This is a genomic window from Paraburkholderia tropica (genome assembly GCF_014171495.1).
GTDB classification, from domain to species: Bacteria; Pseudomonadota; Gammaproteobacteria; order Burkholderiales; family Burkholderiaceae; genus Paraburkholderia; species Paraburkholderia tropica.
The window spans coordinates 2,421,137-2,433,311 of the sequence record NZ_CP049134.1; the positions used below are offsets into that span (position 1 = coordinate 2,421,137).

The window sequence follows — 12,175 nt, forward strand, 5'->3', positions numbered from 1 at the left end:
CGTTCTCCAGTAGCGAAATGGATAGCGTGAAGGGCCGGTCGGCCTTTAGTCGGCGTCGCGCGTGGGCGCGAGAATCTCGCGATTGCCGCTCGACGACATCGACGAAACGAGTCCCGACTGCTCCATCTGTTCGAGCAGCCGCGCTGCCCGGTTATAGCCGATGCGCAGATGACGCTGCACGAGCGAGATCGACGCACGCTTGTTCTTGATGACCACCTCGACGGCCTGATCGTAGAGCGGATCGGACTCGTCGCCGGTGCCCGAAGCGGACGCCGAACCTTCGTCGCCCTCGCCCGCCACGCCGCCTTCGAGAATGCCCTCGATATAGTTCGGCTCGCCCTGCTCCTTGAGCTTGTCGACGACGCGATGCACCTCGTCGTCGGCGACGAATGCGCCGTGCACGCGCACCGGCAGGCCCGAGCCCGGCGGCAGATAGAGCATATCGCCCATGCCGAGCAGCGACTCCGCGCCCATCTGGTCGAGAATCGTGCGCGAGTCGATCTTCGACGACACCTGGAAGGCCATCCGCGTGGGCACGTTCGCCTTGATCAGCCCGGTGATGACGTCCACCGAAGGACGCTGCGTGGCGAGAATCAGGTGGATGCCGGCCGCGCGCGCCTTCTGCGCGATCCGCGCGATCAGTTCCTCGACCTTCTTGCCGACCACCATCATCAGGTCCGCGAGTTCGTCGATCACCACGACGATGTGCGGCAGCTTCTGGCACGGTTCCGGGTCGTCCGGCGTGAGGCTGAACGGGTTCGGAATCTTTTCCTCGCGCTTGTTCGCCTCTTCGATCTTGTTGTTGTAGCCCGCGAGATTGCGCACGCCCAGCTTGCTCATGAGCTTGTAGCGGCGCTCCATCTCGGCGACGGTCCAGTTCAGCGCGTTGCCGGCCTGGCGCATGTCGGTCACGACCGGACAGAGCAGATGCGGAATGCCTTCGTAGACGCTCATTTCGAGCATCTTCGGATCGATCAGGATCATGCGCACCTGTTCCGCGCTCGCCTTGTAGAGCAGCGAGAGGATCATCGCGTTGATGCCGACCGACTTGCCCGAGCCGGTCGTGCCGGCCACCAGCAAGTGCGGCATCTTGCCGAGATCGGCGCACACCGGCTTGCCGCCGATGTCCTTGCCGAGGCCCATGGTGAGCGCAGAAGGCGCGTCCGCGTAGACCGCCGAGCCGAGAATTTCCGACAGGCGCACGGTCTGGCGGCGCGAGTTCGGCAGTTCGAGCGCCATGCAGTTCTTGCCCGGAATCGTTTCGACCACGCGGATCGACACGAGCGAGAGCGAACGCGCGAGATCCTTGGCCAGATTGACGATCTGGCTGCCCTTCACGCCCGTGGCGGGCTCGATCTCGTAACGCGTGACGACGGGGCCCGGATAGGCGGCCACCACGGCCACGTCCACGCCGAAGTCCTTGAGCTTCTTCTCGATCAGGCGCGAGGTGAATTCGAGCGTGTCGTCGGAGATGGTTTCCTGGGTGGCGGGCGCGGCGTCGAGCAGCGAGATCGGCGGCAGCGTGGAGTCGCCCGGCAGATCGGTGAAGAGCGGCACCTGGCGCTCCTTCTCCACGCGCTCCGAGCGCTGCGGCGTGACCACGGGCGGCACGATCGTGACCGGCTCGTGCTCCTCGATCTTGACGCGGCCGCGCTCGACCTTGCCTTCGCGCTTGACGGCGGCAGCCTCGCCGAGCTTGCGGTCGCTGCGTTCCTCGCGGCGCAGCTTGGCGAGCGTGACGGCATTGATCAGCGCCTCGCCGACTTTCTCGGCCACCGAGAGCCACGAGAAACGGAAATACAGTGACAGACCGATGGCCAGCGCGATCAGCATCGCGAGCGTGCCGCCGGTGAAGCCGAGCGCGTTCGAGACCGCGCGGGCGACCGCGCCGCCCACGACGCCGCCGGGCGTCTGCGGCAATTGGACCTTGAGCGACCACATGCGCAGCGCCTCGATGCCGCAGCTCGACAGCATGACGAGCACGAACGCGAAGCCTTCGGCGACCCAGCTGATGTCGCGCGGTTTCTCGTCGTCATCGTCGCGCAGGGTTTCGTGGCGCGTGATGCGGCGGTAGTTCGCCGAAATCAGCCGCCCGAGCAGCACCAGCCACCAGTAGGCGGACAGGCCGAACAGCAGCAGCAGGATGTCCGAGGTGCGCGCGCCGACGCGCCCCGCCCAGTTCGAGATGTGGTCGACCTGGGCGGCGTGGGTCCAGCTCGGATCGTGGCGGCTGTAGCTGATGAGCGCCATCAGCAGGAACACGCCGAGCGCGACCTGCAGGATCCAGCGGATTTCGGTGAAAAGGCGCGACATGCGATGCGGCAATGCCTGCGCCTGCGCGGTAAAAGGTGCTTTGGCCATTGAATCCTGGTGATTCTCGATGCTTTGGCGTACCGGGCGCGCCGACAGGGGCGGCGGCGCGGACGCCGTCGTCCGATCCGGCCTATTGTAAACGCGATGTTTGAGCCCCGGCGGCGCGACGCTGTAAATGAGGGTAACTGACAACGCCGACCCGACGGCCGGCCGCCTCGCCTGGCCCCAAGGCTATCGCGCCGATCAGAAAGCTTCATGAAGCGGCGAACCGCCCCGACCTTTATAATTGCGGGCTGATGCCCAACTTACCTGCGTAAGCCCCGCCGCAACACCGGCGGCCGACCGCAAATCCGGCAGCAGCGCGGCGCCCCGCAACACGCGCCACGCAGCGCCCTCAACGGAATTCGATCATGTCCGCAACCAAACACGCCAAAGTCCTGATTCTCGGTTCCGGCCCCGCCGGCTACACGGCAGCCGTCTACGCCGCGCGCGCGAACCTCTCGCCGCTGCTCGTCACCGGCCTCGCCCAGGGCGGCCAGCTCATGACCACGACCGATGTGGAAAACTGGCCCGCGGACCCGAACGGCGTGCAAGGCCCCGAGCTGATGCAGCGCTTCCTGGAGCACGCGGAGCGCTTCAACACGGAAATCGTGTTCGATCACATCCACACGGCCAAGCTCGACGAAAAGCCCATCCGTCTGATCGGCGACTCGGGCGAGTACACCTGCGACTCGCTGATCATCGCGACCGGCGCGTCGGCGCAATACCTCGGCCTGCCGAGCGAAGAACTGTTCATGGGCCGCGGCGTCTCCGCCTGCGCAACCTGCGACGGCTTCTTCTACCGTAACCAGCACGTCGCCGTGATCGGCGGCGGCAACACGGCCGTCGAAGAAGCGCTGTACCTCTCGGGCATCGCGAAGAAGGTCACCGTGATCCACCGCCGCGACAAGTTCCGCGCCGAGCCGATCCTGATCGACCGTCTGCTGGAGAAGGAAAAGGAAGGCGTCGTCGACATCAAGTGGGACACCGTGCTCGACGAAGTGAAGGGCAACGAAGGCGGCGTGAACGGTCTGCGCATCAAGAACGTGAAGACCGGCGAAACCACCGACCTCGACCTGCAAGGCGTGTTCGTGGCGATCGGCCACAAGCCGAACACCGACATCTTCGAAGGCCAGCTCGAGATGAAGAACGGCTACATCATCACGAACGGCGGCCTGAACGGCAACGCCACCGGCACGAGCGTGGCCGGCGTGTTCGCGGCCGGCGACGTGCAGGATCACGTCTACCGCCAGGCCATCACCAGCGCGGGCACGGGCTGCATGGCCGCGCTCGACGCGCAGCGCTATCTCGAGACCATCAACGAGATCGCCCAGCCGCACGTGATGAGCGCCGAAGCCGACCGCTAAGTTGTCACCAAGGTTGTCCAGCGGCGTCATGTCGCTAAAATAGTGCCCGTCAGCCCGACGGCGCACCCAACGGGGGCCGCGGCCAGTCAGCCGGCGGCCCTTGTTTTTTGTCCCGTTTTTCTGGCGCTCCGCGTGAGCGCCCCGGCGTGCGCCGCTTCGGCCGTGCGTCCGTCGCTTTATCGTTGCCATCGAGCGCCTTTCGCCATGCCCAAGAACGTGCCCCATCCGGGCGAGCCCAAGCGCCCCGCCACGCCCCGTCCCGCCGCCGCGCCCGCGCCGGTGGCGAGCGATGCCTCACCCGACGCCTCCAAGACGCAGACCGGCTTCGCCGGCCTCGGCAGCCTGCGCGATGCGCTCAAGGTGCAGACGCGCCAGCGCGAGCAGCAACGCGTCGCCGTTCAGGCCGCGCGTGTAGAAGCCGCCGCGGACAGCGATCTCTTCCGCCGCGAGATCGGCCAGATCGCGCCGCTCAAGCAGCCGCCGCGCGCGCAGCCGCGCCGCAGCTCGCCCGTGCCGCTGCCGCTGCAAACCCAGCGCGACGAACAGGCCGTGCTGCACGAAGCCATCTCCGACGAGTTCGACCCCGAAGCCTTTCTCGACACCGACGACACGCTCTACTACCACCGCCCCGGCATCAGCGAGGAAGTGGTGAAGAAGCTGCGCCGCGGCACGTGGATCGTCCAGGCGCAGCTCGACCTGCACGGCATGCGCCGCGAGGAAGCGCGCGAGGCGCTGCAGGCGTTCATCCGCGAAGCCGGCAAGCGCGGGCTGCGCTGCGTGCGCGTGATTCATGGCAAGGGGCTGGGCTCGGCCGGCAAGGAGCCGGTGCTCAAGGGCAAGGTGCGCGCGTGGCTGGTACAGAAGGAAGAAGTGATTGCGTTCTGTCAGGCACGGCCGCACGACGGCGGCGCGGGCGCGGTGCTCGTGCTTTTGCAGCCGCATGGCGCCGGGCACGCGCATCATCATCCGCACGCCGGGTAGGCTGATCGATAGGCGCATGGCGGCGATGCCGCGCCCTACGCCATCCGGCTAGCTGTTGCGCGCGAGCGCGTTTCGTTATGGTCATCGGCGTGTCCGACCGATCCGCAACGTAACGCCACGCCACGCCGCAATGACCGCCAACGGCCTTCACGCCACCTCACGTCAACTCGTCTACGCGCTGCCCATTCTGATGGGCGGCGTGGAATACCTGTTGCGCGTCGCGCTCGGCCAGAGCGACAGCGACGCCTTCTTTCCCAGCTCGCTCGCGGCGGGCGGCATCGCCTTGTTCATCGCGTTGACGGATCTGACGTCGCTATCGGCATCCGAAACCGGCGCGGTGTCCGGCCGCCGCGGCTGGCTCGATCAACGGCTGGCTCAGGCGGGCGTCTGGGCCGCTGTCATCGGCACGGCCGGGTGGCTTTATCTTGTTTTAGCTTCGTTGAGCGAATCGGTAAAAGCCGTCATTCCCTCTCATCCATTCTGGTGGGCGATCGCCTACTATGGCGCAGGCGTAGTGCTGAACGAATGGAAAGCGAGAGCCACATGACCGATATTTTCCTGGGATACCTGAGAGAGTTTGGCGCCTTCGACACGTTGATGGCCGCCATCTGGGTCTTCGCGCGCGTCATGGGGCGCATCGCCGACTTCGACAAGGCCATCCGGCTGCGCGCGCGGCTGCAGCGCACGCTCGCGAGCGCCGACTCGCCCGCGAATGCCGAACTCGTCACGCTGCTCGCGCAACTCGCCGAACTCGAAGGCGCCTACACGCTTTCCAAAGCCACTGGCCGCAAGCTTCGGCAAATCGCGCAAAGCCATCGCGCTTACACCGCGCGACTCAGCGAAGGACTGCCCAGCACGTTTCATGAAATCGTCGAACGGCCGTTTATCGTGACCAGCTAGCCATCCAAAGAAAAAAGCCTCACGCGCATGCCACGCGTGAGGCTTTGTATCGGCGCTGCGGTAATGCTGTAGTCGCAGCGCCCCCGGGCAGCCGTACCGCTTTAAGCGATACGCTCTTCCGTCTTCGGGTCGAACAGCACCGCCTTCGAAACGTCGAACAGCAGGTCCATGTTATTGAGCGGCTGCGGATTCGCACCCGGGTGCACGCGGCTCACCACGCGCTTGCCGTTCACCTGCGCGAACACCAGCGTGTCCGGGCCGGTCGGCTCGATCACGTCCACCTTCACGGTGTGGCGTTGCAGTTCGTGACCGTGACCGTCGTGCGAGCTGCGCGCGTCGGTAATACGCTCCGGGCGCAGGCCCAGCACCACTTCCTGGCCAATGTAGCTGCGCAGCTTGTTCGCTTCGAACGGCAGGTTCAGCACGTTGCGCGCCACGCCCGTGTCGAGTTCGAGGCCCACGCCCGAGCCCTGCTCCACCAGCTTGCCGTTGATGAAGTTCATCGGCGGCGCGCCGATGAAGCCGGCCACGAACAGGTTCGAAGGCGAATCGTAGATGTCCTGGGGCGCGCCGAACTGCTGAACGATGCCGTCCTTCATCACCGCAATGCGGTCGCCGAGCGTCATGGCTTCGATCTGATCGTGCGTCACGTAGACGATCGTCTTGCCCACGCGCTGGTGCAGCAGCTTGATTTCCGAACGCATCTCGATACGCAGCTTGGCGTCGAGGTTCGACAGCGGCTCGTCGAACAGGAACATGATCGGGTCGCGCGCCAGTGCACGGCCCATCGCCACGCGCTGACGCTGGCCGCCCGAGAGCTGGCCCGGCTTGCGGTCGAGCAGATGCTGGATCTGCAGCATGTTCGACACGCGGTCGACGATCTGTGTCTGCTCGGCCTTCGGCACCTTGCGGATGTTCAGGCCGAACGAGATGTTCTCGCGCACCGTCATCGACGGATAGAGCGCGTACGACTGGAACACCATCGCAATGTCGCGATCCTTCGGCGAGAGGTTGTTCACCACCTTGCCGTCCATGCAGATCTCGCCCTTGGTCACGGTTTCGAGACCCGCGATCATGTTGAGCAGCGTCGATTTCCCGCAGCCCGAGCCGCCGACCAGAATCAGGAACTGGCCGTCTTCGATATCGATATTCACGCCCTTGAGGACGGGCACCCCGTTCGGGTAGGTCTTGTAGACGTCGCGAATGGAAAGGCTTGCCATGCTATGAATCCTTTTGATCACTGCGCGCTATCGCGCATGAGACCAGGGCCGGCGCCATCGCGCCCGCCCTGACCGACAGGTTTAACCCTTCACCGCGCCCGCCGTGAGACCGCGCACGAAGTAGCGGCCGGCGATCACGTAGACGAGCAGCGTGGGCAGCGCGGCGATGATCGCACCGGCCATGTCGACGTTGTATTCCTTCACGCCCGTGGAGGTGTTCACGAGATTGTTCAGCGCCACCGTGATCGGCATCGAATCGACGCCCGAGAACACGATACCGAACAGGAAGTCGTTCCAGATCTGCGTGAATTGCCAGATCAGGCACACCATGAAGATCGGCAGCGACAGCGGCATCATGATGCGCGTGAAAATCATGAAGAAACCGGCGCCGTCGATGCGCGCGGCCTTCACGAGTTCGGCCGGCACGCTCACGTAGAAGTTGCGGAAGAACATCGTGGTGAACGCGATGCCGTACACGACGTGCACCAGCACCAGCCCGCCGATCGTGTTCGACAGGCCGAAGAAGCCTTCGAGACGCGCCATCGGCAGCAGGATCGCCTGGAACGGAATGAAGCAGCCGACCAGCAGCATGGTGAACAGCGCGTCGGCGCCGCGAAAGCGCCAGTGCGTGAGCACGTAGCCATTGAACGCCCCGATGATCGACGAGATCAGCACGGCCGGAATCACCATCTTCACGGAGTTCATGAAGAACGGCTGCATGCCGTCGCAACGCACGCCCGTGCAGGCCTCGCTCCACGCCTTGACCCACGGCGCGAAGGTCGGGCTGGTCGGCAGCGTCAGCATGTTGCCCGTGTGGATCTGGTCGAGCGACTTGAACGACGTCGACAGCATCACGTACAGCGGGAACAGGAAGTACAACGCGAACAGGATCAGCGCCGCGTACACGAACACGCGGCTCAGCTTCATCTTAGGCTGCATTGCGCGTGCTCCTCGATTCCAGATACATCAGCGGCACGAGCACGGCCACGACGGTGGCGAGCATCATCATCGACGAGGCTGCGCCTACGCCGAGTTGCCCGCGGTTGAACGAAAACGTGTACATGAAGATGGCCGGCAGCGACGACGACGTGCCCGGACCGCCCGCGGTCAGCGCGACGACGAGGTCGAACGTCTTGATCGTGATGTGGCACAGGATCAGCAGCACCGAGAAGAACACCGGACGCATGCTCGGAATCACGATCCTGCGATAGATCGTGGGCAGCGTCGCGCCATCCACCTGGGCGGCCTTGAAGATTTCGCTGTCGACGCCGCGCAGGCCCGCGAGGAACAGCGCCATGCAAAAGCCCGTCGATTGCCAGACCGCGGCCACGACGATACAGAAGATGGCCTTGTCCGGGTCGTTGAGCCAGTCGAGCTGGAAGCTCGTCCAGCCCCACTGGTGCAGCACCTGCTGCAGACCCATGTCGGGATTGAAGATCCACTGCCATGCCGTCCCCGTCACGATGTACGAGAGCGCCATCGGATAGAGGAACACCGCGCGCAGCGCGCCTTCCTGGCGGATCTGCTGATCGAGCAGGATGGCGAGGAACAGGCCGAGTGCGACGCAGATGGCGATGAACGGAATGCCGAACCACGCGAGGTTCTGCGCCGATGTCCACCAGACGTCGTTGGCGAACAGTTCGCGGTAGCGTTCGAGGCCCGCGAAGTCGTAGCGCGGCATCAGTCGCGAATTCGACAGCGACAGATAGCCGGTGATCAGAATGAAGCCGTAGACGAAAACGATGCTGATCAGAATGCTGGGCGAAAGCACCAGCTTCGGGATCCAGCGGTCTGCGAGCGCCGCCATCGGCGACGCGCGGCGGGTAGCAGGCGTGGCCGCCTTGCCGTTGCCGCTAAGAGAAGCAGTCACTGCGCAACTCCTGTTACGGTGCGAAAGCGCGCGGGCTTTCACACGATGATGGGGTTCGGGCTGAACCGTCATGTCCAGGGTGTGCCACGCGGGCACACCCTGCTTGCTTCAGGACAGCCAGATGCGGCTGTCGTGCGCCTTTACTTCGTCTTCGCAGCCTTCGCGAGCGCTTCCACCGCGCTCTTCGAATCCTGGTTCGAGTTCATGAACTTCGTGACGACGTCGGTGATCGCGCCGGCCGTTGCGTCGGCTTGCGCCATGCCGTGTGCGAGCGACGGCACGTAGCCGCCGGCCTTGATGGCCGTCTGCTCATCCGCGTACGACTGCTTGCCGCAATCGTCGAACTTGCTCATATCCACGCCCAGACGGACCGGAATCGAACCCTTGTACAGGCTGAACTGCTCCTGGAACGCCGGGCTCATGATGGTCTTCGCGAGCGCGAGCTGGCCCGGCGTCGCCGCCTTCTGGCCCTTCTGCTGGAAGAACACGAACGAGTCGACGTTGAAGGTGTAGGCCTTCGAGGTGCCCGGCACCGGTGCGCAGATGTAGTCCGCGCCCGGCTTCTTGTTCGCGTTCGCGAACTCGCCCTTGGCCCAGTCGCCCATGAACTGCATGCCGGCCTTGCCGTTGATGACCATCGCCGTGGCGAGGTTCCAGTCGCGGCCCGTGCGGCCGTTATCCATGTACGACTCGATCTTGCGGACCGTGTCGAACACGCCGACCATCTGCGCCGACGTCAGCGTCTTCTGGTCCAGATCGACGATGGCCTTCTTGTAGAAGTCCGCGCCTTGCGAGAGAACCACGTCTTCCCACAGCGTCAGGTCTTGCCACGGCTGGCCGCCGGCTGCGACCGGCTGGATGCCCGCGGCCTTCAGCTTGTCGGCGACGGCGAAGAATTCCGGCCAGGTCGTCGGAGCCTTGGCGCCGACCTTGTCGAGCGCGGCCTTGTTGATCCACACCCAGTTCACGCGGTGCACCGAGAACGGTGCGGCGACATAGTGGCCGTCCGCGTGCATGATCTTGTCGATCTGCGGCGGCAGGTTGGCCTTCCAGTCACCCGCGACCGAGTCGATCGGGGCGAGCACGCCCTGTTCCGCCCATTCCTGGATCAGCGGGCCCTTGATCTGGGCCGCGCTCGGCGCGTTACCCGAAATCACCTGGGTCTTCAGCGCGGTCATCGCAGCTGCGCCCGCGCCGCCGGCCACCGCGAAGTCCTTCCACGTGTAGCCCTGCTTCTGCATGTCGTCCTTGAGCACGCCGACGGCCTTCGACTCGCCGCCCGACGTCCACCAGTGCAGCACTTCGATCGACTCGGCCGCCTGTGCCGTAGCCACGCCGCCCATCAGACCTGCGGCGCACAGGGCGCCCATGATCGCTCGGAATTTCATTGCTTATCTCCTCCAGACACCTGAACAAAAAACGGTTGGCCCCTGATGTCGCCAGGGTGCGTGTGGTTCAAACAGGCTTAAAACAGGCAAAACACGGGACGGACGGGCGCCGGAGTACCGCGCGCGCGTATTGTCTTTAGATGCGCGCGGGCCGCGGGCCGGTGTCCGGCCGCTGGACGCTCAAGAGATGAGTGGTTCGGATTGCAAAGACTGTCTCCTCTTTTGATTTTCACCGGCCGCGTCGCAGGGTTGGCGTGCGCGGCCAGTCGAGGCGCCGCACGCGTCACGCGGCCGAACATCCCACGGCCAGGCGTCTGTTGCCGCGCCCGGCTCGTACATGGACGAATCCATTGTCCGTTAACATGAGGGACGTTCCGTCCGCCCGCGAAAAACTGCTGTGCAAAACCACCGCAAACGCGCCGCAAACCCACATCGCGCCGCGCTTCCCAGCACTTTTTTCATCGAATGAACGTTACCTCTTGATTTGGATTGTAGTTAAACTACAATTCAGTGTCAAAAAAAATTTTATCGGACTACGGCCGCTCGACGGAGCCCGCCCGGCATGCCGCCGGCGCCCGCTTCACCCTTGTTCCGCGGCCCCCTCTGGACTGTGACGGAGACTATGCAATTCCCTACCGATTCGGGTTTCACGTTCGTGCTCTTCGGCGCCACCGGCGACCTGGCGATGCGCAAGATCCTGCCGGCGCTGTTCGAGGCGCACCGCTCGGGCATGCTCGGCGAGTCGGGCAAGATCGTGGGCGTCGCGCGCCATGAGGACGACCGCGCCCACTACCTTCAGTGGGTCGAGGAACACGTCAAGCCGCACGTCTCGAAGAACGGTCTGGACGAAGCCGCGTGGGCGAGCTTCCTCGAACGCATCGCCTACGTAAAGCTCGACCTCTCGCGCGCCGAAGACTTCACGCATCTGCGCGACGGCATCGCCGCGCTGCCCGGCATCCGCGTGTTCTATCTGGCCACGGGCCCGTCGCTGTTCGTGCCGATCTGCCGCGCGCTCGCCGCCGTGGGCCTGAACGAAAACGCGCGCATCGTGCTGGAAAAGCCGCTCGGTTACGACCTGAAGTCGTCGAATGCGATTAACGACGCGGTCGGCGAAATCTTCGCGGAAGAACAGATCTATCGCATCGACCACTATCTCGGCAAGGAGCCGGTGCAGAACCTGCTCGCGCTGCGTTTCGGCAATGCGCTGTTCGAACCGCTGTGGCGCCGCGAATGGGTCGAGAGCATCCAGATCACGATCGCCGAGGAACTGGGCGTGGAAGCGCGCGGCGACTTCTACGACAACACCGGCGCGCTGCGCGACATGGTGCAGAACCACTTGTTGCAGCTGCTTTCGATCGTTGCGATGGAGCCGCCGCATTCGATGGATTCCGACTCGGTGCGCGACGAAAAGCTGCGCGTGTTGCGCGCGCTCAAGCCCATCGATCCGAACGAGATCCAGAAGATGGCCGTGCGCGGCCAATATCACGCGGGGGTCATCCGCGGCACGCCGGTGCCGGCCTACGCGACCGAGAAAGGCGTGAAGCCCGACAGCCACACGGAAACCTTCGTGGCGCTCAAGGTCGAGATCGAAAACTGGCGCTGGGCGGGCGTGCCCTTCTTCCTGCGCACCGGCAAGCGTCTGGCCGACCGCGTCGCGGAGATCGTCGTGAACTTCCGTCCGGTGCCGCATTCGGCGCTCGGTCCCACGGCGCTGCGCCCCGGTTCGAACCGCCTCGTGATCCGCCTGCAGCCGAACGAAACGATCCGTCTGTACTGCCTCGCCAAGCAGCCTGGCGAAGGCATGAATCTCGCGAGCGTGCATCTGGATCTCGCGTTCGACCAGTTCTTCCGCGAAGGTCAGATGGAGGCGTATCAGCGTTTGCTGCTCGACGTGATCAACGGGCGCCTCGCGCTGTTCGTGCGCCGCGACGAGCAGGAAGCCGCATGGAAATGGGTCGAGCCGATCCTCAACGAGTGGACCGCGTCCACGCGCGCGCCCAAGCCGTACGCGGCGGGCACGTGGGGACCGGCGGCCGCGAGCGCGATGCTGGCGCAGCACGGCACCTGCTGGCTCGAGGAAGAGAATTGAGGCGAGTG

General features: G+C 64.8%; 10 protein-coding genes. 5 read left to right on the forward strand and 5 right to left on the reverse strand.

Annotation, left to right across the window (positions count from 1 at the left end; genetic code table 11):
• Nucleotides 1-45: 45 nt before the first annotated feature.
• Nucleotides 46-2,361: a DNA translocase FtsK gene (locus G5S35_RS10910; RefSeq protein WP_074983980.1), complete on the reverse strand. Its 2,316-nt coding sequence runs from the start codon at nt 2,359-2,361 to the stop codon at nt 46-48.
• 362 nt (nt 2,362-2,723) lie between these two features.
• Between G5S35_RS10910 and trxB the strand changes: the two genes are divergently transcribed.
• From trxB to G5S35_RS10930, 4 genes are all read left to right on the forward strand, one after another.
• Complete coding sequence (trxB, locus tag G5S35_RS10915) at nt 2,724-3,719, forward strand: thioredoxin-disulfide reductase (protein WP_065058159.1); 996 nt, start codon at nt 2,724-2,726, stop codon at nt 3,717-3,719.
• Nucleotides 3,720-3,923: 204 nt separating this feature from the next.
• Nucleotides 3,924-4,700, forward strand: a complete 777-nt coding sequence (locus G5S35_RS10920; protein WP_176080778.1) for a Smr/MutS family protein — start codon at nt 3,924-3,926, stop codon at nt 4,698-4,700.
• Between the two features lie 130 nt (nt 4,701-4,830).
• The gene (locus G5S35_RS10925; protein ID WP_183038297.1) at nt 4,831-5,247 is read left to right on the forward strand and encodes a hypothetical protein; all 417 of its coding nucleotides are present in this window, start codon (nt 4,831-4,833) and stop codon (nt 5,245-5,247) included.
• On the forward strand, nt 5,244-5,600 hold the full coding sequence (locus G5S35_RS10930) for a hypothetical protein (protein WP_183038298.1): 357 nt from the start codon (nt 5,244-5,246) through the stop codon (nt 5,598-5,600). Before G5S35_RS10925 ends, G5S35_RS10930 begins: the two co-directional genes overlap by 4 nt.
• Nucleotides 5,601-5,701: 101 nt before the next feature.
• Here the strand turns inward: G5S35_RS10930 and G5S35_RS10935 are convergent, their stop codons facing one another.
• The 4 genes from G5S35_RS10935 to G5S35_RS10950 form a co-directional block, all read right to left on the reverse strand.
• A complete protein-coding gene (locus G5S35_RS10935; RefSeq protein ID WP_065058155.1) occupies nt 5,702-6,820 on the reverse strand; it encodes an ABC transporter ATP-binding protein in 1,119 nt (372 codons plus the stop codon).
• Between the two features lie 81 nt (nt 6,821-6,901).
• Nucleotides 6,902-7,759 carry a carbohydrate ABC transporter permease gene (locus tag G5S35_RS10940; protein WP_173816816.1) on the reverse strand — a complete coding sequence of 286 codons (858 nt, stop codon included), beginning with the start codon at nt 7,757-7,759 and terminating at the stop codon, nt 6,902-6,904.
• Nucleotides 7,749-8,690: a carbohydrate ABC transporter permease gene (locus G5S35_RS10945; RefSeq protein WP_065058153.1), complete on the reverse strand. Its 942-nt coding sequence runs from the start codon at nt 8,688-8,690 to the stop codon at nt 7,749-7,751. The genes G5S35_RS10940 and G5S35_RS10945 overlap by 11 nt, the downstream gene beginning before the upstream one ends.
• A gap of 140 nt (nt 8,691-8,830) precedes the next feature.
• Nucleotides 8,831-10,078 (reverse strand): ABC transporter substrate-binding protein, encoded by a 1,248-nt coding sequence (locus G5S35_RS10950; RefSeq protein ID WP_065058152.1) that lies wholly within the window; start codon nt 10,076-10,078, stop codon nt 8,831-8,833.
• Between the two features lie 622 nt (nt 10,079-10,700).
• Between G5S35_RS10950 and zwf the strand changes: the two genes are divergently transcribed.
• Complete coding sequence (gene zwf / locus G5S35_RS10955) at nt 10,701-12,167, forward strand: glucose-6-phosphate dehydrogenase (RefSeq protein WP_065058151.1); 1,467 nt, start codon at nt 10,701-10,703, stop codon at nt 12,165-12,167.
• The last annotated feature ends 8 nt before the right edge of the window (nt 12,168-12,175 follow it).